Raw genomic sequence first — 23,689 nt, 5'->3', positions numbered from 1 at the left:
GTTCGGTGCGCGAACCACTGCAAGGTAGTGACGGGGAGGTCGGCATTGGCGGTAAATAAATATTGCGGGCAAAAAAAGACCTGCGTAAACGCAGGTCCTGATGACGACGGGAGCGGGGCGGGTGTCAGGTACCGGACTTGATTTTGGTCCAGGCCCGGGTCCGTGCACGCTCGGCATCGCGAGGCAGCGGTTGCAGGGTGTAGAGCGTACTCATCGCCGTGTCGGTCGGGTACAGGTTGGGGTTGTTGCGGATCGCCGGGTCGACCAGTTCCGTGGCGTCCTTGTTCGGGTTCGGGTAACCGACGAAGTCGCTGACCGGCGCAATCACCTGCGGTTGCAGCAGATAGTTGATGAAGGTGTAGGCGTCTTCGGTGTTTTTCGCACCCTTCGGAATCGCCAGCATGTCGAACCAGATCGGCGCGCCTTCTTTCGGCAAACGCATGTCGACGATCACACCGTTCTTGGCTTCCTTGGCGCGGTTGGCGGCTTGCGAGAAGCTGCCGGAATAACCGACCGCGACGCAGATGTCACCGTTGGCGATGTCGGCCATGTACTTCGACGAATGGAAATAGGTCACGTACGGGCGGATCTTCATCAACAACGCTTCAGCCTTGTCGTAGTCCGCAGGCTTCTTGCTGTTGGGGTCCAGGCCGAGGTGTTGCAGGGCCAGCGGCAGGATCTCCGACGGCGAGTCGAGCAGGGCGACGCCGCACTGCTTGAGCTTGCTGATGTTCTCTTCCTTGAAGATCAAGTCCCAACTGTCTACCGGCGCATCGGCACCCAGGGCAGCCTTGACCTTGTCCGGGTTGAAGCCGATCAGGATGGTGCCGTACATGTAGGGCACGGCGAATTTGTTGCCCGGGTCGTTGGCCTCGATCAGCTTCATCAGCTTGGGGTCGAGGTGATTCCAGTTCGGCAACTTGCTGCGATCCAGGGGCTGGAACACCCCGGCTTCGATCTGCTTGGCGAGGAACACGTTGGACGGCACCACGACGTCGTAGCCGGAGTTGCCGGTCAGCAGCTTGGCTTCAAGGGCTTCGTTGGTGTCGAAGATGTCGTAGACCAGTTTGGTCTGGGTGTTCTGCGCCTTGAAGTCTTCCAGGGCTTTGGGGGTGATGTAGTCGAACCAGTTGTAGACGCGCAACGTGCGTTCTTCGGCGTGCACGGCACTGCTGAGCACCGTGGCGCACAGCGCAGGTACGACTAAACGCTTAAGACTTTTCATGTTTCTACTTCCTCGTTAAGCGCTTTCGAAACCTTCGAGAACGTTCACGGCATTGATGCCGATTTCTTCGACTGCGTAGCCGCCTTCCATGACGAACAGTGTCGGCTTGCCAAGACCGGCGATGCGCTTGCCCATGGCCAGGTAATCAGGACTGTCGAGTTTGAATTGCGAGATCGGATCGTCCTTGAAGGTGTCGACGCCCAGGGACACGACGACGATGTCGGCGCCGTAGCTTTCGATCTCTTTGCAGGCCTGTTCCAGCGCTGCACTCCAAGTCTCCCAGCCTGAACCTGCGGCCAAAGGATAGTTGAAATTGAAGCCTTCACCGGCGCCGTCGCCCAGCTCATCTTCGTAGCCGAGGAAGAACGGGAACTCGGCTTCGGGATGACCGTGGATCGAGGTGAACAGCACGTCGCTGCGCTCGTAGAAAATCGATTGGGTACCGTTGCCGTGGTGGTAGTCGACGTCGAGGATCGCGACCTTCTTGTGACCCTGATCGAGGAAGGCCTGGGCGGCGATGGCGGCGTTGTTGAGGTAGCAATAACCGCCCATCAAGTCGCCGGCGGCATGGTGTCCCGGTGGGCGGCACAGGGCAAAGGCACTGCGGGCGCCGCGCTGGATTTCCGCTTGCGCGGTCAACGCCACTTGCGCCGCGCTGTACGCCGCTTGCCAGGTGCCGGCGGTGATCGGCGCGCCGCCGTCGAAACTGTAATAGCCGAGCTGGCCATGCAGGCTGGTGGGTTTGATGCGGCGCAGGGTGCGGGCCGGCCAGGTGTAGGGTAGCAAATCACCATCGGTGTTGAACTCGGTCCAACGGGCCCAGGCGCCTTTGAAGAAGTCGAGATAGTCGCGGCTGTGGATACGCTCGATTGGCCCGAGGCCGAAATCCTTCGGCGCTTCGACGGGACCGAGGTTCTGTTTTTGCACCCGTGAAAGCACGTGGTCGGCACGCGAAGGCATTTCGAAGCAGGGCTTGAGTTGCCCGTCTATCAATTCGCAACGGCCGTGGTGCAGGTGGTGATCGTCAGAGTAGATCGTCAGCATTTGTTGTTCTCCGCAGGGCTGATTCGGTTGCCTCCAGTGTTGCGGTGCACGGCGAATCGGAGAACGGCAGGAAAGGCCAAAAGGGGATCGATATGGCCAAAACATCTGACCGAAATTCGCCCCTTGTTAACGCTGAACAGCCCCTTGTAGGAGCCGGCTTGCTGGCGAAAGCGGTATTTCGACCGAAACAGGTGCATCGGATGTACCGGCCTCATCGCTGGCAAGCCAGCTCCTACAAGGTTATCCGTGGGGCCGGAATTGGCTGGGCGCCACACCACTCCAGCGCACAAACGCATGCCGAAAACTCGCGGTCTCGCTGAAGCCCAACGCTTCGGCAATCTGATAGATCGGCAGTTGATCTTCGCAGAGCATTTGCTTGGCCTGCTCGAAGCGCAGTTCGTCGAGCAGTTCCTGGTAGCTGCAGCCCATGTCCTTGAGATGCCGGCGCAAGGTCCGCGCCGAGCAATTCATCTGTTCGGCCAGGCCCTCCAGCCCAGGCGCGGCATTCAATTGCGCACTGAGCAATTGCCGGATTCGTCCCAGCCAGGCCTGGCGCCCGGTGAACTCAAGGTTCTGCTTGCGGCAACGCTCGGCCATGGCTTGATGGGTAATCGCGTCAGCGAGCGGCAACGGTTGATCGAGCCAGCGCCTGTCGAAGGCGAAGGCATTGTTCGGTGCGCCGAAGTGCAGCGGACAGTCGAAGTGCTGGGCGTAGCTCGCTTCGTAGTCGGGCGCGGCATGTTCGAAGCGTGCGGCAACCAGGGGCAAGGGATGGCCGAGCAGATCGTCACAGGTGACTTTCAGCGACACCAGGCAGAACTCGGCATTGAACACCGCCATGGCCGGGCTCTCGCGGTAGTCGGCGGCAGCGAACCAGACGCGCTCGCCGTCGTCCTCCAGGCTCAGCTCGAAAAGTGTTCCCAGCAGCGCCGGATAACGCATCGCCAGCCGCAAAGCGTCACCGAAGGTGGCACTGGTGAGCAGTGCGTAACCGAGGATGCCGTAGCAGGAAACGTGCATCCGCCGACCCAGCTCCAGGCCGATGTCGCGCTTGAGCGCAACGGCATTGGCGCAGACCTGCATTTCCTGGTTGGTGGTGATGCGCGTGTCGGCGCGGTTCAAATCTGCCGTACTGATGCCGCTGCCAGCCAGGAGCGCTTCGCTCGACAGGCCTTCATCCTTGAAGGCGTTGAGCACCAGGGAGACAGCGTTGAGGGTGGTGAGGTGGGAGTGGAGCATGAGGACTTCCAGCCTTGGGATGGCTGGAGCGCAGCAAGTTACATGCCGGGCGAGGGACCTGTAGGAGCGGGCTTGCCCGCGATAGCGGTTGTTCATTCAACATTTGCGTCGACTGACCTGACGCCTTCGCGAGCAAGCCCGCTCCCACAGGAGGTGTGTGGTGTCAGATGAGTTCGCCGCAGAGATCGAGTTCGATCAGGCGTCGAACCTCCGCGACATCAAGTCCTGCACCCAGCAACCCATGCAATTTGCCGAAAGCCGCTTCACGGGTCATGCCGCCACCGGACAACACGCCCTCACGGCGCAAGCGACTGCCAGCTTCGTAAACGTCCAGTTCAACGCCGCCTTCATGGCATTGCGTGACTGCCACCACCACAACGCCCTTGTCCCGCGCACGCCCGAGGCTGGCGAGAAACGCAGGGTTGTCGCTCGGGCCGGTGCCGCTGCCGTAACACTCCAACACCAGGCCCTGAATGCCACTGTCGAGCAGGCCATCGAGGATCCCGGCGCTGATGCCTGGAAATAGCGGCAGCACGGCGACATTCGCCAGTTGTCTAGGTTGGTTGTAATTCAGTTGCGTTGGAATCGAAGTCGCTTTCACGCCACCGCCCTGACGCTCCAGGCGCTTGAACGGATGCCGACCAAAACTGCGTACCTTCGCGCAACGAGTCGGGTCGAGCAATTCGCCGTGGAAGTACAAATGCACACCCGGCGCCAGTCCTTGTCCCAAGGCAACCAGCGCGCCGCCAAGGTTTTCCCAGGCATCGCTGTCGGTCACGCCGGCCGGCAGCATCGAACCGGTAAAACACACGCGGGCATGCAGCCCCAACAGTTGAAAACTCATGGCCGCGGCGCTGTAGGCCAGGGTGTCGGTGCCGTGCAGGATCAGCACGCTGTCGCAACCTTGCACTTCAATCGCATCAACGACGGCTTCACGCAGCTGCTGCCAGTACGCCGGGGTCATGTTGGCGCTGTCGATCAGCGGCGACATCTCGCGAAAGCGCCACTGCGGCACCACCAGTTCGGGTTGGCTGTGCAGGTATTCGCGCATCCGCGCTTCGAAACCGGATGCCGGGGCCAGGCCATTGGCGCTGGCCTGCATGCCGATGGTGCCGCCGGTGTAGAGCACCATGACGTGCTGGGCGGCAGGGTAGGTCGGGGCATTCATGGGCGGTTCTCCAAAAAACTATGACGGCTTGTGTCCGAGCATGACGCCGGTTGCAAGTTGTGTCACGCCGGGCGCAGGGGATGCGCCCGGTTTTTACCGATCAGCGTTGCGCTGCGGTCACGCCTGCCGGGGCAGCTTCAGCCTTGGCGGCTGGTGCTGGCGGGTTCGCCGGCCAGGCTTTCAGGTCCAGATCAAGATCCGGGAATTTGCTCGAATCGAATACCGGTGTGGTGATGCCAGCGGCACGCTGGTCATCGTAGTCACGCAGGATGCGCATGCCGACCTTGAACAGCAGGAACAGCGCGATCAGGTTGACGAATGCGAGCATGGTCATGGTGATGTCGGCGAAGGCGAACACGGTGCCGAGGTTCTCGATGGCGCCCCAGAAAATCAGCACCAGTACCAGTGCGCGATAGCCCATCAGGGCCTTGCGGTTTTCACCGATCAGAAAGCGCAGGTTGCTCTCGCCCAGGTAGTAGTTGTAGAGGATCGAGGTGAACACGAACAACGCCAGGGCCACGGAGATGAACATCCGCCCCCAGTCACCGACCACGGCGGCCAGCGAGTTCTGGGTCAGGGCAATGCCGTCGCCTTCGAAGCCAGGGGTGTAAAAGCCGGAGAGCAGGATCAGCAACGCGGTGCAGGTGCAGATCACGAAGGTGTCGAGGAACACGCTGAACGCCTGGACCACGCCTTGCGCCACCGGGTGTTCGACCGACGCTACCGCTGCCACGTTCGGCGCACTGCCCAGGCCCGCTTCGTTGGCAAACACGCCACGCTTCACGCCCATGACAATGGCGCTGCCGATCAGGCCACCGAAGGCCTGGTCCAGACCGAAGGCACTCTTGACGATGGTCATCAGCATGCCCGGCACATGGTCGAACTGCAGCACGATCACGTAGAGGGTCACGCCGATGTACACCAGAGTTTTCACCGGCACCAGCAGGTCAGCGACCTTGGCGATGCGCTTGATCCCGCCGATGAATACCAGGCCCAGCAACACGGCCAGACCGATGCCGGTGTAAGTGGTGTCGAGGCCGAACGCGTTGTTCAACGAGTGCGTCACAGCATGGGCTTGCAGGCCGTTGAAGGCGAAGCCGAATGTCACCAACAGAAGGAACGCCATCAGCATGCCCAGCCAGCGTTTTTGCAGGCCGTGCTGGATGTAATAGGACGGGCCGCCACGGAAGGTGCCGTCGGAATCGCAGCGCTTGTAAAGCTGGCCGAGGGAACATTCGAAGAAGCTGCTGGACATGCCGACCAGTGCGGTCACCCACATCCAGAACACTGCACCGGGGCCACCGAGGGTTACGGCAATACCAACGCCGGCAATGTTGCCTGCACCGACGCGGCCAGCGAGGCTGAGCATCAAGGCCTGGAACGAGCTCAGTTGCCCGGCACTGCTTTTGAGGCTGTCGCGGAACACCGCGAACATGTGGAAGAAGTGACGCAGTTGAACGAAACGCGAGCGGATCGTGAAGTAGCTACCGAGCCCGACAATGAGCACGATCAGTACTTTCCCTGAGAGGAAGTCGTTAATGACTTCGAGCATGGATTATTCCTCGCTGTTTTTTTATGTAGGCAAATGCTCGCCGGACAGACACATCGAGTTACACCCGCTGGCGCACGGCACAACAGGCGGATCGAAGTTCGTCCCGGTTTCATATCGCGGGTTTGTTATTAGTTCGGGTTTCGCATGGGTTGTGGTCTCGCTACCGACGACCGCTCACGCGAAGAGGGGCGGCACTATACCGATGACAGTACCGTCCGTCTGCACGATTGTGGTGCGTGCGGTGAAGCGAAGCCTTTGAAACACCTGACATTTTTGCTGTCAGGCTATGTGGGAACTGCTCTTGGTGGGAGCGGGCTTGCTCGCGAAAGCGGTGTATCAGACACATCATTGTTGAATGTGCCGCCGCCTTCGCGAGCAAGCCCGCTCCCACATTGGTCAGTCCCCAGACATACGGTTCTCAGGATCAAACAGTTAAAAAAAAGGGCCTGGAGAGTGATCTCCAAGCCCTCAAAAGGTGAGAGGTGTCTAGTCCCTCGACCTGGTGAGCGGTGCTACAAGTAACGCGTCGGGTTATGCCTTCAGAGGCACCAGGCGCGGAGCAATCATGTTTTCCGGGCGCAGGATGTCGGCGAGCATGGCTTCGTCGAGCAGACCTTCTTCGCGCACCAGTTCCAGCACACCGCGGCCGCTTTCAAGAGCGAGGCCGGCGATGCGGGTGGCGTTTTTGTAGCCGATGTACGGGTTCAGCGCGGTGACCAGGCCGATCGAGTGCTCGACCAGTTCACGGCAGCGTGCTTCGTTGGCAGTGATGCCGACGATGCAGTGCTCGCGCAGCATGTCCATGGCGCGTTGCAGCAGGCGGATCGAGTCGAAGATCTTGAAAGCGATCAGCGGCTCCATCACGTTCAACTGCAGTTGGCCGCCTTCGGCTGCCATGGTCAGCGCCAGGTCGTTACCGATGACCTGGAATGCAACCTGGTTAACAGCTTCCGGGATCACCGGGTTGACCTTGCCTGGCATGATCGAGCTGCCTGGCTGACGCGCCGGCAGGTTGATTTCGTTGATGCCGGTGCGTGGGCCGCTGGACAGCAGGCGCAGGTCGTTGCAGATCTTCGACAGCTTGACCGCGGTGCGCTTGAGCATGCCGGAGAACAGCACGAAGGCGCCCATGTCGGAAGTCGCTTCGATCAGGTCGGCCGCCGGTACCAGCGGTTGACCGCTGATCAGTGCCAGACGCTGTACCGCCAGCGCTTGATAACGCGGGTCGGCGTTGATGCCGGTACCGATCGCGGTGCCACCCAGGTTCACTTCAGTCAGCAGTTCCGGGGCCAGCGTCTTCAGGCGAGCCAGGTCTTCGCCCATGGTGGTGGCGAAGGCACGAAATTCCTGGCCGAGGGTCATCGGCACGGCGTCTTGAAGTTGGGTACGGCCCATTTTCAGGACGTGATCGAATTCTTTGCCCTTGGCCGCGAACGCTTGAATCAGGCTGTCGAGGCTGGCCAGCAGGGTGTCGTGACCGAGCAACAGACCCAGGCGGATCGCCGTCGGGTAGGCGTCGTTGGTCGACTGCGCCATGTTCACGTCGTCGTTCGGGTGCAGGTACTGGTACTCGCCTTTCTGGTGACCCATTGCTTCCAGAGCAACGTTGGCGATCACTTCGTTGGCGTTCATGTTGGTGGAGGTACCGGCGCCGCCTTGAATCATGTCGACCACGAACTCTTCGTGGAAGTCGCCGCGGATCAAACGCGCACAGGCTTCGCTGATGGCAGCGTGCTTGGCTTCGCTCAGGTGACCCAACTCACGGTTGGCGTCAGCGGCGGCCTGTTTAACCATGGCCAGGCCGACAACCAGTTTCGGGTAATGCGAAATCGGAACGCCCGAGAGGCGGAAGTTATTCACCGCTCGCAGGGTCTGGATACCGTAATACGCTTGAGCCGGTACTTCGAGGGCGCCAAGCAGGTCATTTTCTGTGCGGAATGATGCAGCGGAGGACATGATAGAAATCATCTCAATATGGACCCGGTCTGTGCCGGAACGTTGTGAATGCTAGGCTTGTGCGGAATTTTGGGCCAATGCTGTTAAACACTAGGCTATGCACATTCGGCATAATGCCCGTGTGACGCCGGCCTGACGGCGAGCGTGTGACCTAAATTGGTGCGTGTCCGGGAGGACGTGATGAATCTGGAAAGCAAATGGCTCGAGGACTTCAGTGCCCTGGCCGCCACCCGCAGCTTCTCCCAGGCAGCGGAACGACGCTTTGTGACGCAACCGGCGTTCAGCCGGCGAATCCGCAGCCTGGAGGCGGCGCTGGGGCTGACCCTGGTCAATCGCTCGCGCACGCCGATCGAACTGACGGCGGCGGGACAATTGTTTCTGGTCACCGCACGCACCGTGGTCGAGCAGCTCGGCGAAGTGTTACGCCATCTGCATCACCTGGAAGGCGGCCAGGGCGAAGTGATGCAGGTCGCTGCGGCGCACTCCCTGGCGCTGGGTTTCTTTCCGCGCTGGATCGCGCAGTTGCGCAACGAAGGCTTGAACATCGCCACGCGACTGGTGGCGACCAACGTTGGCGACGCCGTGCATGCCTTGCGTGAAGGCGGCTGTGATTTGATGCTCGCGTTCTACGACCCGGACGCGGCGATGCAAATGGACCCGGAAATCTTCCCGTCGCTGCACTTGGGTCACACCGAAATGCTTCCGGTGTGTGCCGCCGATGCCGACGGCAAGCCGTTGTTCGACCTGGAAGGCGAGGCCAGCGTGCCGCTGCTGGCCTACAGTGCCGGCGCGTTTCTCGGCCGTTCGGTGAACATGCTGTTGCGCCAACGGGCACTGCGCTTCACCACCATCTACGAAACCGCCATGGCCGACAGCCTGAAAAGCATGGCCCTGGAGGGGTTGGGCATCGCCTGGGTGCCGCAATTGAGCGTGCGTGCCGAACTGGCGCGTGGTGAGTTGGTGGTCTGCGGCGGCCCGCAATGGCATGTGCCGCTGGAGATTCGCCTGTATCGCTGTGCGTTGGTGCGCAAGGCGAACGTGCGGTTGTTGTGGCGCAAGCTCGAAGGGGGCGCAGCCCAAACGCCTACAGGACTGTAGGCGCCGGCTTGCTGGCTATCCAGACGCCGCCGGTCTGCCTGACACGGCACGTCGCCTGGTTCGCCAGCAAGCCGGCTCCTACGGGGATTTTGGGTGGATTTGATTGACCTTGCGGTCAATAAAACCGGCGCTTTGCGCCGTATGACAGATGGTCGCCACAGGGGCTGTTTATCTGCTTCTTTGAGGTATACTGCGCGGCCTTCGGCCGGTTACGACTGGCCATAATTCGTACAATCAAGCCACGCATCCTGCGTGGCTTGTTGTTTTTTGATGCGCCTGCGGGCGCCCAGAGAGAAGAGGCACGACGATGAGTGCACTGGTTGGCGTGATCATGGGCTCCAAGTCCGATTGGTCCACCCTTAGCCACACCGCCGATATGCTGGAAAAGCTCGGCATCCCCTACGAGGTGAAAGTGGTTTCTGCCCACCGCACCCCGGACCTGCTGTTCCAGTACGCCGAAGAGGCCGAGGCACGAGGCATCGAGGTGATCATCGCCGGTGCCGGTGGCGCGGCTCACCTGCCAGGCATGTGTGCAGCCAAGACCCACCTGCCGGTGCTGGGCGTACCGGTACAGTCGGCAATGCTTTCGGGCGTCGACTCGCTACTGTCTATTGTGCAGATGCCAGCAGGCATTCCGGTCGCCACCCTGGCCATCGGCAAGGCCGGCGCGATCAACGCAGCGCTGCTGTCGGCAAGTATCCTTGGCGCCAAGCACCCGCAGTTCCACGAGGTGCTGAAAACCTTCCGTGCCGAGCAGACAGACAGCGTCCTGGACAATCCAGACCCACGCATCGCCTGAGGTTGTTGACGATGAAAATCGGTGTAATCGGTGGCGGCCAACTGGGTCGCATGTTGGCGCTGGCGGGCACTCCGCTGGGCATGAACTTCGCTTTCCTGGACCCGGCACCGGATGCTTGCGCAGCCGCGTTGGGCGAACACCTGCGCGCCGATTACGGCGATCAGGATCACCTGCGTCAACTGGCCGATGAAGTCGATCTGGTGACCTTCGAGTTCGAAAGCGTTCCGGCGGAAACCGTCGCGTTCCTGTCGCAATTCGTTCCGGTCTACCCGAGCGCCGAAGCGCTGCGCATCGCCCGCGATCGCTGGTTCGAGAAGAGCATGTTCAAGGACCTGGGGATTCCTACCCCGGCGTTCGCGGATATCCAGTCCCAGGCTGACCTGGACGCCGCCGTGGCTTCCATCGGCCTGCCGGCAGTGCTCAAGACCCGTACCCTGGGTTACGACGGCAAGGGCCAGAAAGTCCTGCGCACCCCTGAAGATGTAGTCGGCACCTTCGCCGAGCTGGGCAGCGTGGCTTGCCTGCTGGAAGGCTTCGTGCCGTTCACCGGTGAAGTCTCGCTGATCGCCGTGCGTGCCCGCGACGGTGAAACCCGCTTCTATCCGTTGGTGCACAACACCCACGACAGCGGCATCCTCAAGCTGTCGGTGGCAAGCACCGATCACCCGTTGCAAGCCCTGGCTGAAGACTACTCCAGCCGTGTGCTCAAGCAGCTGGATTACGTCGGTGTGATGGCGTTCGAGTTCTTTGAAGTCGACGGTGGCCTGAAGGCCAACGAAATTGCCCCGCGCGTGCACAACTCCGGTCACTGGACCACTGAAGGCGCCGAGTGCAGCCAGTTCGAAAACCACCTGCGGGCGGTTGCCGGTCTGCCGTTGGGTTCGACGGCCAAGGTTGGTGAAAGCGCGATGCTCAACTTCATCGGCAAAGTGCCAGAGACCGAGAAGGTCCTGAACATCGCCGATTGCCATCTGCATCACTATGGCAAGGCGTTCAAGGTCGGCCGCAAGGTCGGTCACGCCAACCTTCGTTGTGCAGACCGCGAGACCCTGGCGGCCCAGATTCTCAAGGTTGAAGCACTGATCGCCGAATAGTTTTATCCGGCAACGGCGGAACCTTCGGGTTGCGCCGTTCTCTCATGGCAGGTTGCGAAAGTCTGACTAGGCTTTCAAATAGCTATTTCATTGAGAGGGGAATGCCATGGGAATTATCGGAACCATCTTTATTGGCTTGATCGTCGGCCTGCTGGCGCGGTTCCTGAAACCGGGCGATGACAGCATGGGCTGGATCATGACGATCCTGCTCGGTATCGGCGGTTCGCTGGCGGCCACTTACGGCGGTCAAGCCCTGGGCATCTACCAGGCTGGTCAAGGTGCTGGCTTCATCGGTGCGCTGGTAGGCGCGGTGGTGCTGCTGGTGATCTACGGCCTCGTCAAAAAGAACTGATTGAAGCGACAAAACCCTCTCTGCGCGGCGCGCGGGGAGGGCTAGAATGCTCGGCGTTTCCTGTTCTTCCCTTTACCGAGCACCTTCATGCGCCGTCTTTTGTTGACTCTTGTTTTACTGGGTACAGGCTTTGCCCATGCCGGCGAACTGCCGGAAACCGACTGGCTCGAATTGATGCCCAAGTCGGACCAGAAGGCCCTTGAGGCCATGCCTGAAATCGACCACAACTCCCCTGAGGCCAATGGCACTTTCACCGACAAAGGTGGGATGAAGCAGGCCAAAGGCTTGCCGGCGGTGATGTATTCGACCAAGACCGTTGCGTCGATGAACGACAGGAACATCCGCATTGGCGGTTACCCGGTGCCGCTGGAGTCCGACGCCAAGGGCCGCAGTACCTTGTTCTTCCTGGTGCCGTACCCGGGTGCCTGCATCCATGTGCCACCGCCGCCGCCTAACCAGCTGGTTCTGGTGCGCTATCCAAAGGGCCTGAAACTGAACGATATCTACACGCCGCTGTGGGTCACCGGCACGCTGAAAGTCGAGAAGGTCAGCAACGACCTGGCCGATGCGGCGTATGCACTGGATGCGCAGCAGGTGCGGGTGGTGAAAGAGTCAGACTTGTAGAGATGCAAATGTGGGAGCGGGCTTGCTCGCGAAGGCGGTGTAACAGCCAACGATGATGTTGAATGTTATGGCCCCTTCGCGAGCAAGCCCGCTCCCACATTGGTTTTGTGGCATTGATTAGAGCGGTTTGCTACCGACGCTCACGCTCAACGTATGGTTGGCACCTGGTTTCAGGTTCACCACATCGCCCATCACGTTCGCCGTCTCGATGCACAGCATGCGCTGCCAACCGTCGTCCGCCATGTCGCTGAACGCGGCGGCGCGGTCGGTCCATGGGTTCCAGATAACCGCCGTACGCGAACCACTGCTGGTCAGTACGATGCGCCGTTCCCAAGCCGGATCGACGATGCTCAGTTGCGACGGGGCATCGAGGTAGATGCGGTCGGTCTCGCCGGTAAAACGCAGGTCACCGGTCTGGGTGACGGTTTTCCAGTTGTCCAGGGTTTCGATGTAGTTGAGACCGTCCACGCCTTCGACGTGCACATCGCGCACATCGCTGACGGCAAAATAACTGTGCAGCGCCTGGCTGATGCTGACGGCTTCAGCGCCCCGGTTGTGGCTGGTCAGGTGGATATGCAATTGCTCGTCGAGGCGAATGCTCAGCTTCAAATCCACCTGGTGCGGCCAGCCGGGAAAGCCGCCTTCGGGGTAGGGCAGGAGGAATTCGACCTTCAGGCTTTCGCCCTCGGCTTCGATGCCGCCCAGTTCCCAATCCATCGCTCGCACAAAACCGTGGGCCGACGGCGCTTCATTGCTGACGCGCATCGCCTGAACGCTTTGCGGATTGCGCTCAAACACGCCGAACCACGGCCAGCACACCGGCACGCCGGCACGGATGCTCTTGCCGGTCTTGAATACAGCCTCGTCGTTGAGCCAGATCAGCGGCGGCTGGCCTGCCAATTGATAGCTGAGGATGTGCGCACCTTGCTGGGCCACCAGTAATTCGGCCTGACCGTGGCGGATACGCCAGCAGTTCAGTTCATCCAGTTTTACGGCTTCAACATTGGGCGTGCTCATGGGACAGCTCTCGATCAGTAACGTGGACGACTATCGACCACAAAACGGCTACCAGGTTTAAAAGCTCTTTATCGAGCCCGGGGCGGAACCGAGCGGGTGCGGCCACTGCCGTCGATGGCAACGAACACAAAGACCGCTTCGGTTACTTTACGCCACTCGCTGGACAGTGGATCGTCGCTCCAGACCTCGACCATCATCTTGATCGAGCTGCGGCCGATTTCCAGGGCCTGGGTATAAAAGGAAAGCTGAGCGCCCACCGCCACCGGAACCAGAAACGCCATGCGGTCGATCGCAACGGTGGCAACACGCCCACCGGCGACCTTGCTGGCCATCGCGGTGCCTGCCAAATCCATCTGCGCCACCAGCCAGCCGCCGAAAATATCGCCAAAGCCGTTGGTTTCGCGAGGGAGCGCGGTGATTTGCAGGGCCAGGTCGCCTTGCGGGATCGGATCTTCTTGTTCGAGCTCTATCATGCCGGGGGTGCCTCTGACCCGTGACTCTTCGTTGGTATTGCTGGTGGTAGCCGTCTTCGGGAAAAACGATTCAGCACCGAACATACTACGTTCGTCACGTTTTCCATCAGGCGCCTAAAGGGAAACTCTGCGAAATCGCCTATGAACCTGACAGGCGCTTTCGCACAGCAACCCCTCAAAAACCGGAGCAAGGTTTGAGTATATCGGTCGGTAGACTCCGCGACGACCGTCCGGTTCTCATTTTGACCGTCAAAAACGCACCTCTATGTGCTTTTTCGAACAATTTGCTATCGTGCCGGACCTGCCCAAACCTCCGCCAGCGTTGTTGAGGTTGCAGATCCGACTATAAGAGAAGCCCTTGCCATGACCACAGCGCCCTCGAGCATCGCGCAGCCAGACCAACCCGCACGTCCGCTGACCCGCAACGACTACAAGACTCTTTCGCTGTCTGCCCTGGGCGGCGCGCTGGAGTTCTACGACTTCATTATCTTCGTGTTCTTCGCCACGGTGGTGGGCAAGCTGTTCTTCCCGGCGGACATGCCCGAGTGGCTACGCCTGATGCAGACATTCGGCATCTTCGCTGCCGGCTACCTGGCGCGGCCGCTGGGGGGCATCGTAATGGCGCACTTCGGCGACCTGCTGGGCCGCAAGAAAATGTTCACCCTGAGCATTTTCATGATGGCGGTGCCGACCCTGATCATGGGCTTGCTGCCGACTTATGCGCAGATCGGCATGTGGGCCCCCATCCTGTTGCTGTTGATGCGGGTGATCCAGGGCGCCGCCATTGGGGGTGAAGTGCCGGGGGCGTGGGTCTTTGTTTCCGAACACGTGCCGCAGCGGCATGTCGGCTACGCCTGCGGCACCCTGACCAGCGGTCTGACGGCGGGTATCTTGCTCGGCTCTCTGGTCGCCACGGCGATCAACAGCCTCTATACCCCGGTGGAAGTAGCGGATTACGCCTGGCGGATTCCGTTCCTGCTGGGTGGCGTATTCGGTCTGTTCTCGGTGTACTTGCGTCGCTGGCTGCACGAAACCCCTGTGTTCGCCGAACTGCAACAGCGCAAGGCCCTGGCCGAAGAAGTGCCGCTGCGCGCGGTACTGCGTGACCATCGTGGTGCCATCGCCATTTCGATGCTGCTGACCTGGCTTCTGTCGGCCGCCATCGTGGTGCTGATCCTGATGACCCCGACCGTGTTGCAGACGGTCTATCACTTTTCGCCAACCACGGCCCTGCAGGCGAACAGCGTGGCGATTGTATTCCTGAGTTTTGGTTGCATCATTGCCGGCGCACTGGCCGATCGCTTCGGTGCGGGACGCGTCTTCGTGATCGGCTGTACCGCGTTGCTGGCCAGTTCCTGGACCTTCTATCACAGCCTGGCTGACCATCCTGACTGGCTGTTCCCGATGTATGCCCTGACCGGTCTGCTGGTCGGCACCATCGGCGCGGTGCCCTATGTGATGGTCAAGGCTTTCCCGCCGGTGGTGCGTTTCAGCGGGCTGTCGTTCTCCTACAACGTCGCCTACGCGATTTTCGGCGGCCTGACGCCGATGATCGTCAGCCTGTTGCTCAAGGAAAGTCCGATGGGGCCTGCCTATTATGTGGCGGTGCTGTGTGGAGTCGGGATTCTGGTGGGGGCTTATCTCTGGAAGAAGGGCCGTTGATCGAGTCCTGAGTCGATCGTACTGACGCTATCGCGAGCAAGCCCGCTCCCACATTCGACCGCAATCCAGCTTGAGTGTGGGAGCGGGCTTGCTCGCGAAGGACGCGCCGCGAAACATCTTGTAGAACGCGAATACTGGCCTTTCATCCAATTGTCATATTTCAGCCATAGAGTGTTCACACGGCCTGCTGATACTTGGCCCCGAATAACACACCCTATCTGCTAGGAGTAAGGCATGAAACTGAAGCGTTTGATGGCGGCAATGACTTTTGTCGCTGCTGGCGTTGCGACTGCCAACGCGGTTGCCGCTGTTGACCCTGCTATCCCGAGCTACACCAAGACCACTGGTGTGTCGGGCAACCTGTCCAGCGTTGGTTCCGACACCCTGGCCAACCTCATGACCCTCTGGGCCGAGAATTACAAGAAAGAATACCCGAACGTAAACATCCAGATTCAGGCCGCTGGCTCCGCCACCGCGCCACCTGCGCTGACTGAAGGCACCTCCAACCTGGGCCCGATGAGCCGCAAGATGAAGGACACCGAACTGGCTGCCTTCGAGCAGAAGTACGGATACAAGCCAACCGCTATCCCGGTTGCCGTGGACGCCCTGGCCGTATTCGTACACAAGGACAACCCGATCCAGCACCTGACCATGGAACAGGTCGACGCGATCTTCTCGTCCACTCGTCTGTGCGGCGCTAAAACCGAAGTCAAAACCTGGGGTGACCTGGGCGTGACCGGTGACCTGGCCAACAAGCCGGTGCAACTGTTCGGTCGTAACTCGGTATCCGGCACCTACGGCTACTTCAAGGAAGAAGCCCTGTGCAAAGGCGACTACAAGCCAAACGTCAACGAACAACCAGGTTCGGCTTCGGTCGTGCAGTCGATCAGCTCCTCGCTGAACGGTATCGGTTACTCGGGCATCGGCTACAAGACCGCTAGCGTGAAAACCGTTGCTCTGTCGAAGAAAGGCAGCACCGAGTTCATCGAAGACACCGAAGAAAACGCCCTGAACGGCAAGTACCCGCTGTCCCGTTTCCTCTACGTTTACGTCAACAAAGCCCCGAACAAGCCTCTGGCCCCGCTGGAAGCCGAGTTCGTGAAGCTGGTTCTGTCGAAACAGGGTCAGGAAGTTGTAGTGAAAGACGGTTACATCCCACTGCCAGCCAAGGTTGCAGCAAAAGCACTGGCTGACCTGGGTCTGGCGGAAGGCGGCGCTGAAGTCGCAAAAAAGTAACAAATTGAGTCCGGGTTAATCCCGGACTCTGTAGGAGCCGGCTTGCCGGCGATGGCATCACCGCGGTGAACCTGTCGGACCGAGTCGACAGAATCGCCAGCAAGCCGGCTCCTACGCCCCCCAAATTTTCGCTCCGCTGCCGGTTCCACCGGGCGGCGGATTTGTTGCGTCACTGCACTGTCATCTTTCTGTCATACAGGATCGCTAGGGTGTGCGAATGAATGATCTGGCCAATTCCACAATGACTACTAATCCCCCCAAGCGAATTGACTTCAATACGCCTGAGCTACAACGCAAGCGTCGCATTCGCGCGCTCAAGGATCGCTTCACCCGCTGGTACGTCCTCATCGGCGGCCTGGCGGTGCTGGCAGCCATCACACTGATCTTTTTCTTCCTCGCCTACGTGGTTGCGCCGTTGTTCCAGGGTGCCAGCCTGACTGCGAAAGATGCGATCACTCCAGCCTGGATGCAGGATTCCGGCAAGCCGCTGATGATCTCCCTGGAAGAGCAAAACCAGGTGGCGATGCGGGTTTCCGACAAGGGCCAGGCCCTGTTCTTCGATATCGACAGTGGCGCCGAACTCAAGCGCGTCGATTTGCCTGTTCCGGCCGGCACCACCGTCACTTCCATCGGCGAAGACCAGCCAGGTCACCCGCTGGTGGCCGTGGGCCTGTCCAACGGTCAGGCGCTGGTGTTCCGTCACACCTATAAAGTCAGCTACCCGGAAGGCAAGAAAACCATCACCCCGGCCGTCGAGTACCCGTACGGCGAAGCGCCAATAGCGGTGAACGAAGCCGGTGGTGCGCTGGAGCACGTCAGCCTCAACGCCAACGATTCGACCTTGATGCTGGTCGGCTCCACCGGTTCGCAACTCAATGTTCTGTCGCTGACCAGCGAAGAGAACATGATGACCGGCGAAGTCACCAATGAGCAGAAACGCATCGACCTGCCGCAAATGACCGAGCCGGTGAAGAACATCTTCGTCGACCCGCGCCAGCAGTGGCTGTATGTGGTCAACGGGCGTGCCCAGGCGGACGTGTTCAGCCTGCGCGACAAGAGCCTCAACGGTCGCTACAAATTGCTTGAAGACGGTGAAGCGCAAGTCACCGCCAGCACCCAACTGGTGGGCGGTATCTCGCTGATCATCGGCGACTCCAAAGGTGGTCTGGCCCAGTGGTTCATGGCTCGCGACCCCGATGGCGAGCAACGCCTGAAGCAGATCCGCACCTTCCAGATGGGCACCACGCCGATCGTTGAAATCACTGCCGAAGAACGCCGCAAGGGCTTCGTGGCCCTGGACGCTTCCGGCAAGCTTGGCGTGTTCCACAGCACTGCCCACCGCACCTTGCTGGTGGAGCCGGTTGCTGAAGGCCAAGGCGTTTTCGGTCTGTCGCCTCGCGCCAACCGCGTGATCGTGGAAGCCGGCGGCAAGCTGCACCCGCTGCTGCTCGACAACCCGCACCCGGAAGTTTCGTGGAGCGCGCTGTGGAGCAAGGTCTGGTACGAGAACTACGACGAGCCTAAATACGTCTGGCAATCGACCGCCGCCAACACCGACTTCGAACCCAAGCTGAGCCTGTCGCCGCTGACCTTCGGTACCCTGAAAGCCGCGTTCTACGCCATGCTGCTGGCCGCTCCACTGGCCGTTGCCGCGGCGATCTACACCGCGTACTTCATGGCCCCGGGCATGCGCCGCAAGGTCAAGCCGGTGATCGAGTTGATGGAAGCGATGCCAACGGTGATCCTCGGCTTCTTCGCCGGTCTGTTCCTTGCGCCGTATGTGGAAGGGCATTTGCCGGGCATCTTCAGCCTGTTGATGCTGCTGCCGATCGGCATTCTGGTGGCGGGTTTCGCCTTCAGTCGCCTGCCTGAATCGATCCGCCTGCGAGTGCCGGATGGCTGGGAAAGTGCGCTGCTGATTCCGGTGATCCTGTTCGTGGGCTGGCTGTCGCTGTACATGAGTCCGTTCATGGAGAACTGGTTCTTCGGCGGCGACATGCGCATGTGGATCTCCCACGACCTGGGCATCACCTACGACCAGCGCAACGCATTGGTAGTGGGTTTGGCCATGGGCTTCGCGGTCATCCCGAACATCTACTCCATCGCCGAAGACGCCGTGTTCAGCGTGCCACGCGGCCTGACCCTGGGCTCCCTGGCCCTCGGTGCCACGCCGTGGCAGACCATGACCCGCGTGGTGATCCTCACCGCCAGCCCGGGTATCTTCTCGGCGCTGATGATCGGCATGGGCCGTGCGGTCGGTGAAACCATGATCGTGTTGATGGCCACCGGTAACACCCCGGTCATGGAAATGAACCTGTTCGAAGGCCTGCGCACCTTGGCCGCCAACGTCGCGGTGGAAATGCCGGAGTCGGAAGTCGGCGGCAGCCACTACCGCGTGCTGTTCCTCTCGGCGCTGGTGCTGCTGCTGTTCACCTTCGTCATGAACACCCTCGCGGAACTGATTCGTCAGCGTCTGCGCAAGAAATACTCGTCGCTTTAAGAAAGGTAGAAGTCTGTGAAACAGAACTCCCTGAAAGGATGGTTCAAGAGCGGCGCCCCCGGCGTCTGGATCAGCGGTGGCGCGGTGTCCATCGCGGTCATCATGACCATTGGCCTGCTGGCAGTGATTGCCGTGCGCGGCCTGGGTCACTTCTGGCCGGCGGATCTGATCCACGCCAGCTACGACGTGCCGGGCCAGGCCAATCACCTGGTCATCGGCGAAGTGGTACAGAAAGAAGAAGTACCCCGTGCACGCTTGAAGAGTGCCGGCTTGCCGGTACCTGAGCAGGGTCCGGAGTTCATGACCCGCGAGCTGATCAAGGTCGGCAACCGTGACCTGAACGGTAACGACTTCACCTGGATCGTCGGCGAGTGGCTGACCAACCAGACCACGCCGCCGGAGCTGATGGCCATCGAGCGTCGCGAGTGGGGCAACTTCTACGGCTACCTGGTCAACGTCAAACAGGACGGCAAGGTCATCGCCGAGGGCGAGGCTGCCTGGCCTGAGCTACAAGCGCGGATCAACCGTGTGAGCGGGCTCGCCGCCCAGCTCAAGTCGCTGGAAAAGACTGACATCGGTGCGATCAACGCCGGTCTGGAACGCATCCGCCTGCACGGTCGCAAACTGGAACTGGAAGGCAAGCTCGACGCCACCGCACAAGCGGACATGGAGTCCGAGCGCGCCGAACTCAATGCCCGTTATCAGGACGTCGAAGCGCGTCTGAGCGATCTGCATGCGCAGTTCAATCGCGATGCGCTGACTGCCCGCGACGCCAACGGCAAAGAGATTGAAATCGGTCTGGGCAAAGTGGTTCACGCCTACCAGCCGAACGCGATGAGCACTTTCACCAAAGTCGGTTTCTACTTCAGCAAGATCTGGGAATTCCTGTCGGACGACCCGCGTGAAGCGAACACCGAAGGCGGGATTTTCCCGGCGATCTTCGGCACCGTGATGATGACCCTGATCATGGCGATGATCGTCACCCCGTTCGGCGTGCTGGCAGCGGTGTACCTGCGTGAATACGCCAAGCAGAACACCCTGACGCGGATCATCCGTATCGCGGTGAACAACCTGGCGGGCGTTCCGGCGATTGTTTACGGCGTGTTCGGCCTGGGCTTCTTCGTCTACGTACTGGGTGGTTCGGTCGACCGCTTGTTCTTCCCGGAAGCGCTGCCCGCACCGACCTTCGGTACACCCGGTCTGCTCTGGGCCTCGCTGACTCTGGCGCTGCTGGCGGTGCCGGTGGTGATCGTGGCTACCGAAGAAGGCCTGGCGCGTATCCCGCGCACCGTACGTGAAGGTTCGTTGGCCCTCGGCGCGACCAAGGCTGAAACCTTGTGGAAGATCGTCATCCCGATGGCCAGCCCGGCGATGATGACCGGCATGATCCTCGCCGTGGCCCGCGCCGCTGGCGAAGTGGCGCCGCTGATGCTGGTGGGTGTGGTGAAACTGGCGCCGTCGCTGCCGGTGGACGGTAACTACCCGTACCTGCACCTGGACCAGAAGATCATGCACCTGGGCTTCCACATCTATGACGTCGGCTTCCAGAGCCCGAACGTCGAGGCCGCACGGCCGCTGGTGTACGCCACGGCGCTGCTGCTGGTGCTGGTGATCGCGACATTGAACCTGTCGGCGGTGTACATCCGTAACCACCTGCGCGAGAAGTACAAGGCGCTGGACAGCTGATCAACACCGAACTGTAGGAGCCGGCTTGCTGGCGAAGGCATCACCACGGTGAACCTGCGGGACCGAGTGGCCTGCATCGCCAGCAAGCCGGCTCCTACAAGGAAAGAATTGTGTAACCCGCAGGCTCGGCCTGTGGCAACCGAACCGAATTTGTTAGCACAGGGAGCCTCCCATGCAGCACGAAGCACATACCCACGGCATCAACATGTCCGCCCTGGGTCGCGACAAACAGAGCCTGAACCTCGAGCAGGAAACCGTGGCAATCGAAGTGCCGGGCCTGAGCCTGTTCTACGGCGAAAAACAAGCGCTGTACGACGTCAGCATGAACATCCCGAAACAGCGCGTGACGGCCTTCATCGGCCCGTCCGGCTGTGGCAAGTCGACGCTGCTGCGTACCTTCAACCGCATGAACGACCTGGTGGATGGCTGCCGTGTCGAAGGCGAGATCAACCTGTACGGCAACAACATCTACCGCAAGGGCGAGGATGTGGCCGAGCTGCGTCGTCGCGTCGGCATGGTTTTCCAGAAGCCGAACCCGTTCCCCAAGACCATCTACGAAAACGTGGTCTACGGTCTGCGTATCCAGGGCATCAACAAGAAGCGCGTCCTCGACGAAGCTGTCGAGTGGGCACTCAAAGGCGCGGCGCTGTGGGACGAGGTCAAGGACCGTCTGCACGAGTCGGCACTGGGCCTGTCCGGTGGTCAGCAGCAGCGTCTGGTGATCGCCCGCACCATCGCCGTCGAGCCGGAAGTGCTACTGCTCGACGAACCGTGCTCGGCACTCGACCCGATCTCCACGCTGAAAGTCGAAGAGTTGATCTACGAACTGAAATCGAAGTTCACCATCGTCATCGTGACCCACAACATGCAACAAGCCGCGCGGGTTTCCGACTACACGGCGTTCATGTACATGGGCAAACTGGTGGAGTTCGGCGACACCGATACCCTGTTCACCAATCCGGCGAAGAAGCAGACCGAAGACTACATCACTGGTCGCTACGGCTAGGAAGCTGTTGTTGCTCACTCAACTGACGCTGCGGTCCACCGCACCTTACCGGACGCTCCAAGGACGCCAACATGATTAGTAAAGAAGGCCTTACCCACCACATCTCCGCGCAGTTCAACGCTGAGCTCGAGGAAGTGCGCAGCCACCTCCTGGCCATGGGCGGGTTGGTCGAGAAGCAGGTCAACGACGCGGTGACCGCGCTGATCGAGGCCGACTCCGGCCTGGCCCAGCAGGTACGCGAGATCGACGACCAGATCAACCAGATGGAACGCAACATCGACGAAGAATGCCTGCGCATTCTGGCCCGTCGTCAGCCGGCAGCATCCGACCTGCGGCTGATCATCAGCATTTCCAAATCGGTGATCGATCTGGAGCGCATCGGCGACGAAGCGACCAAGATCGCCCGTCGCGCCATCCAGCTGTGCGAGGAAGGCGAAGCGCCGCGTGGTTACGTCGAAGTGCGCCATATCGGTGACCAGGTGCGCAACATGGTCCGCGATGCACTGGACGCCTTTGCCCGTTTCGACGCCGAGCTGGCGTTGTCGGTGGCGCAGTACGACAAGATCATCGACCGCGAATACAAGACCGCCCTGCGTGAGCTGGCCACCTACATGATGGAAGATCCGCGTTCCATTTCGCGGGTTCTGAGCATTATCTGGGTACTGCGTTCGCTGGAGCGTATCGGCGACCACGCTCGCAACATTTCGGAGCTGGTGATTTATCTGGTACGCGGCACGGACGTGCGGCACCTGGGTCTCAAGCGCATGAAGGAAGAAGTTGAAGGAACCAGTGGCGAAACCGCTAATGTTCCGGGCAAAACTGACGATAAGTAAGGTTGCCCAAGTAAAGCGCCCGGCCTATTGGCCGGGCGTTTTTGTTTGCGGCAGACGAATTCGAAAAGCAGCACCCGTGAACGAAAAGTCCGGCGTGACTGAAGGTTTTTGGCAATGTGCCATCAGCAAGGCGGTATGCTGGCCGGGATTTTTTAAAGGGGTGGTGGATGAGTAAGGTCAGTGTGTTGGTCGTGGACGACGCGTCGTTCATCCGTGACTTGGTGAAAAAGTGCCTGCGCAATTATTTCCCGGGCATGCGGATCGAAGATGCGATAAACGGCAAAAAGGCTCAGGCCATGCTGGCCAAGGAAGCCTTCGACCTGGTCCTGTGCGACTGGGAAATGCCGGAAATGTCCGGCCTGGAACTGCTGACCTGGTGTCGTGAGCAAGACAACCTCAAGGCCATGCCTTTTGTGATGGTGACCAGCCGTGGCGACAAGGAGAACGTCGTCCAGGCGATACAGGCCGGAGTATCCGGCTATGTCAGCAAGCCGTTCACCAACGAGCAACTGATCACCAAGGTCAAGCAGGCGCTGCACAAGGTCGGCAAACTCGACGCCTTGATCAGCGTAGCCGCGACCAAGACCCCCCCTGCATTCGCCAACGACTCCCTCGCCGCCTTGACCGCTGGCAAGGCGCCCGTTGCCACGCCAACGGCCGCACCCGCACCGTCCAAGGGCTTGCTCAACAGCCCTCCGGTCAAGGCGCCTGCAGCCTCTTCGAATCCCGCCAGCGGCCGTGGTCAGGGTCAACTGCGTTTGCCGAACGGCATCCAGCAATGCGTGATCAAGGCCTTGAGCCTCAAGGAAGCCCTGTTGGTGGTCAAGCGTACCGAGACCCTGCCGCAGATCCTCGACAGCGCCGTGCTGGACCTGGAGCAGGGCGACAATGCCGAAATCGCCCGTCTCAATGGTTACCTGCACGCCGTCGTGGCCCACGAGCCGAAGCCCGACAGCGACTGGCTGCAATTGACCTTCCGCTTTGTCGACCAGGATGCACAGAAGCTCGATTACATCTCGCGCCTGATTGCGCGGGGGACGGCGCAGAAGCACTTTATTCCTGGCGCGTAATCCAGCGTCGTCTGCGAGTTCGCCTTCGCGAGCAAGCCCGCTCCCACATTTGAAA

20 protein-coding genes are annotated in these 23,689 nt (G+C 60.5%); 12 read left to right on the top strand and 8 right to left on the bottom strand.

Annotation, left to right across the window (positions count from 1 at the left end; genetic code table 11):
• Positions 1-124 precede the first annotated feature (124 nt).
• The 6 genes from QMK54_RS30745 to QMK54_RS30720 form a co-directional block, all read right to left on the bottom strand.
• Positions 125-1,225: a polyamine ABC transporter substrate-binding protein gene (locus QMK54_RS30745; RefSeq protein WP_110658594.1), complete on the bottom strand. Its 1,101-nt coding sequence runs from the start codon at positions 1,223-1,225 to the stop codon at positions 125-127.
• Positions 1,226-1,240: 15 nt separating this feature from the next.
• A complete protein-coding gene (locus QMK54_RS30740) occupies positions 1,241-2,269 on the bottom strand; it encodes a histone deacetylase family protein (RefSeq protein WP_320401810.1) in 1,029 nt (342 codons plus the stop codon).
• A gap of 240 nt (positions 2,270-2,509) precedes the next feature.
• Positions 2,510-3,508, bottom strand: coding sequence for an AraC family transcriptional regulator (locus QMK54_RS30735; protein ID WP_110658591.1), 999 nt, complete (start codon positions 3,506-3,508; stop codon positions 2,510-2,512).
• A 163-nt stretch (positions 3,509-3,671) separates the two neighbouring features.
• Positions 3,672-4,676 (bottom strand): asparaginase, encoded by a 1,005-nt coding sequence (locus QMK54_RS30730; protein ID WP_110658590.1) that lies wholly within the window; start codon positions 4,674-4,676, stop codon positions 3,672-3,674.
• A gap of 100 nt (positions 4,677-4,776) precedes the next feature.
• Positions 4,777-6,228, bottom strand: coding sequence for an alanine/glycine:cation symporter family protein (locus QMK54_RS30725; RefSeq protein WP_110658589.1), 1,452 nt, complete (start codon positions 6,226-6,228; stop codon positions 4,777-4,779).
• Between the two features lie 531 nt (positions 6,229-6,759).
• Positions 6,760-8,184 carry an aspartate ammonia-lyase gene (locus tag QMK54_RS30720; RefSeq protein WP_034152112.1) on the bottom strand — a complete coding sequence of 475 codons (1,425 nt, stop codon included), beginning with the start codon at positions 8,182-8,184 and terminating at the stop codon, positions 6,760-6,762.
• Between the two features lie 180 nt (positions 8,185-8,364).
• Between QMK54_RS30720 and QMK54_RS30715 the strand changes: the two genes are divergently transcribed.
• The 5 genes from QMK54_RS30715 (at position 8,365) to QMK54_RS30695 (ending at position 12,151) form a co-directional block, all read left to right on the top strand.
• Complete coding sequence (locus tag QMK54_RS30715; RefSeq protein ID WP_103395970.1) at positions 8,365-9,282, top strand: LysR substrate-binding domain-containing protein; 918 nt, start codon at positions 8,365-8,367, stop codon at positions 9,280-9,282.
• Between the two features lie 307 nt (positions 9,283-9,589).
• Complete coding sequence (gene purE, locus QMK54_RS30710) at positions 9,590-10,081, top strand: 5-(carboxyamino)imidazole ribonucleotide mutase (protein ID WP_008030713.1); 492 nt, start codon at positions 9,590-9,592, stop codon at positions 10,079-10,081.
• Positions 10,082-10,092: 11 nt separating this feature from the next.
• Positions 10,093-11,175: a 5-(carboxyamino)imidazole ribonucleotide synthase gene (locus QMK54_RS30705; protein ID WP_223590382.1), complete on the top strand. Its 1,083-nt coding sequence runs from the start codon at positions 10,093-10,095 to the stop codon at positions 11,173-11,175.
• 106 nt (positions 11,176-11,281) lie between these two features.
• Complete coding sequence (locus QMK54_RS30700; RefSeq protein ID WP_007928514.1) at positions 11,282-11,527, top strand: GlsB/YeaQ/YmgE family stress response membrane protein; 246 nt, start codon at positions 11,282-11,284, stop codon at positions 11,525-11,527.
• 87 nt (positions 11,528-11,614) lie between these two features.
• Positions 11,615-12,151, top strand: a complete 537-nt coding sequence (locus tag QMK54_RS30695) for a DUF3299 domain-containing protein (protein WP_110656996.1) — start codon at positions 11,615-11,617, stop codon at positions 12,149-12,151.
• Positions 12,152-12,268: 117 nt separating this feature from the next.
• Here the strand turns inward: QMK54_RS30695 and QMK54_RS30690 are convergent, their stop codons facing one another.
• Together QMK54_RS30690 and QMK54_RS30685 are read right to left on the bottom strand one after the other, a co-directional pair.
• Positions 12,269-13,168, bottom strand: a complete 900-nt coding sequence (locus QMK54_RS30690; RefSeq protein WP_110656994.1) for a D-hexose-6-phosphate mutarotase — start codon at positions 13,166-13,168, stop codon at positions 12,269-12,271.
• A gap of 68 nt (positions 13,169-13,236) precedes the next feature.
• Positions 13,237-13,641, bottom strand: a complete 405-nt coding sequence (locus QMK54_RS30685; protein ID WP_007942704.1) for an acyl-CoA thioesterase — start codon at positions 13,639-13,641, stop codon at positions 13,237-13,239.
• A gap of 363 nt (positions 13,642-14,004) precedes the next feature.
• Between QMK54_RS30685 and QMK54_RS30680 the strand changes: the two genes are divergently transcribed.
• The 7 genes from QMK54_RS30680 (at position 14,005) to QMK54_RS30650 (ending at position 23,634) form a co-directional block, all read left to right on the top strand.
• Positions 14,005-15,303, top strand: coding sequence for an MFS transporter (locus tag QMK54_RS30680; RefSeq protein WP_223590387.1), 1,299 nt, complete (start codon positions 14,005-14,007; stop codon positions 15,301-15,303).
• Between the two features lie 234 nt (positions 15,304-15,537).
• Complete coding sequence (locus tag QMK54_RS30675) at positions 15,538-16,539, top strand: phosphate ABC transporter substrate-binding protein PstS (protein ID WP_007992839.1); 1,002 nt, start codon at positions 15,538-15,540, stop codon at positions 16,537-16,539.
• A 217-nt stretch (positions 16,540-16,756) separates the two neighbouring features.
• Positions 16,757-19,039, top strand: coding sequence for an ABC transporter permease subunit (locus QMK54_RS30670; RefSeq protein ID WP_110656988.1), 2,283 nt, complete (start codon positions 16,757-16,759; stop codon positions 19,037-19,039).
• 15 nt (positions 19,040-19,054) lie between these two features.
• Positions 19,055-20,725, top strand: a complete 1,671-nt coding sequence (gene pstA, locus QMK54_RS30665) for a phosphate ABC transporter permease PstA (protein ID WP_223590391.1) — start codon at positions 19,055-19,057, stop codon at positions 20,723-20,725.
• A 172-nt stretch (positions 20,726-20,897) separates the two neighbouring features.
• Positions 20,898-21,731, top strand: a complete 834-nt coding sequence (gene pstB / locus QMK54_RS30660) for a phosphate ABC transporter ATP-binding protein PstB (RefSeq protein ID WP_007971742.1) — start codon at positions 20,898-20,900, stop codon at positions 21,729-21,731.
• A gap of 71 nt (positions 21,732-21,802) precedes the next feature.
• A complete protein-coding gene (gene phoU / locus QMK54_RS30655) occupies positions 21,803-22,564 on the top strand; it encodes a phosphate signaling complex protein PhoU (protein ID WP_085723630.1) in 762 nt (253 codons plus the stop codon).
• 167 nt (positions 22,565-22,731) lie between these two features.
• Positions 22,732-23,634 carry a response regulator gene (locus tag QMK54_RS30650; RefSeq protein ID WP_223590394.1) on the top strand — a complete coding sequence of 301 codons (903 nt, stop codon included), beginning with the start codon at positions 22,732-22,734 and terminating at the stop codon, positions 23,632-23,634.
• The last annotated feature ends 55 nt before the right edge of the window (positions 23,635-23,689 follow it).

Source organism: Pseudomonas sp. P5_109 (assembly GCF_034009455.1).
GTDB lineage: Bacteria > Pseudomonadota > Gammaproteobacteria > Pseudomonadales > Pseudomonadaceae > Aquipseudomonas.
This window is presented reverse-complemented; position numbering and strand designations above follow the sequence as displayed.

What these genes read in the sequence shown, in the direction of transcription:
- QMK54_RS30700 (WP_007928514.1), top strand. Translation starts at nt 11,282, where the DNA reads ATGGGAATTATCGGAACCATCTTTATTGGCTTGATCGTCGGCCTGCTG.
- QMK54_RS30690 (WP_110656994.1), bottom strand. Translation starts at nt 13,168, where the DNA reads ATGAGCACGCCCAATGTTGAAGCCGTAAAACTGGATGAACTGAACTGC.
- QMK54_RS30685 (WP_007942704.1), bottom strand. Translation starts at nt 13,641, where the DNA reads ATGATAGAGCTCGAACAAGAAGATCCGATCCCGCAAGGCGACCTGGCC.
- QMK54_RS30695 (WP_110656996.1), top strand. Translation starts at nt 11,615, where the DNA reads ATGCGCCGTCTTTTGTTGACTCTTGTTTTACTGGGTACAGGCTTTGCC.
- QMK54_RS30675 (WP_007992839.1), top strand. Translation starts at nt 15,538, where the DNA reads ATGAAACTGAAGCGTTTGATGGCGGCAATGACTTTTGTCGCTGCTGGC.
- QMK54_RS30650 (WP_223590394.1), top strand. Translation starts at nt 22,732, where the DNA reads ATGAGTAAGGTCAGTGTGTTGGTCGTGGACGACGCGTCGTTCATCCGT.
- QMK54_RS30670 (WP_110656988.1), top strand. Translation starts at nt 16,757, where the DNA reads ATGAATGATCTGGCCAATTCCACAATGACTACTAATCCCCCCAAGCGA.
- phoU (WP_085723630.1), top strand. Translation starts at nt 21,803, where the DNA reads ATGATTAGTAAAGAAGGCCTTACCCACCACATCTCCGCGCAGTTCAAC.
- QMK54_RS30730 (WP_110658590.1), bottom strand. Translation starts at nt 4,676, where the DNA reads ATGAATGCCCCGACCTACCCTGCCGCCCAGCACGTCATGGTGCTCTAC.
- purE (WP_008030713.1), top strand. Translation starts at nt 9,590, where the DNA reads ATGAGTGCACTGGTTGGCGTGATCATGGGCTCCAAGTCCGATTGGTCC.
- QMK54_RS30735 (WP_110658591.1), bottom strand. Translation starts at nt 3,508, where the DNA reads ATGCTCCACTCCCACCTCACCACCCTCAACGCTGTCTCCCTGGTGCTC.
- QMK54_RS30715 (WP_103395970.1), top strand. Translation starts at nt 8,365, where the DNA reads ATGAATCTGGAAAGCAAATGGCTCGAGGACTTCAGTGCCCTGGCCGCC.
- QMK54_RS30745 (WP_110658594.1), bottom strand. Translation starts at nt 1,225, where the DNA reads ATGAAAAGTCTTAAGCGTTTAGTCGTACCTGCGCTGTGCGCCACGGTG.
- QMK54_RS30720 (WP_034152112.1), bottom strand. Translation starts at nt 8,184, where the DNA reads ATGTCCTCCGCTGCATCATTCCGCACAGAAAATGACCTGCTTGGCGCC.
- QMK54_RS30705 (WP_223590382.1), top strand. Translation starts at nt 10,093, where the DNA reads ATGAAAATCGGTGTAATCGGTGGCGGCCAACTGGGTCGCATGTTGGCG.
- QMK54_RS30725 (WP_110658589.1), bottom strand. Translation starts at nt 6,228, where the DNA reads ATGCTCGAAGTCATTAACGACTTCCTCTCAGGGAAAGTACTGATCGTG.
- pstB (WP_007971742.1), top strand. Translation starts at nt 20,898, where the DNA reads ATGCAGCACGAAGCACATACCCACGGCATCAACATGTCCGCCCTGGGT.
- QMK54_RS30680 (WP_223590387.1), top strand. Translation starts at nt 14,005, where the DNA reads ATGACCACAGCGCCCTCGAGCATCGCGCAGCCAGACCAACCCGCACGT.
- QMK54_RS30740 (WP_320401810.1), bottom strand. Translation starts at nt 2,269, where the DNA reads ATGCTGACGATCTACTCTGACGATCACCACCTGCACCACGGCCGTTGC.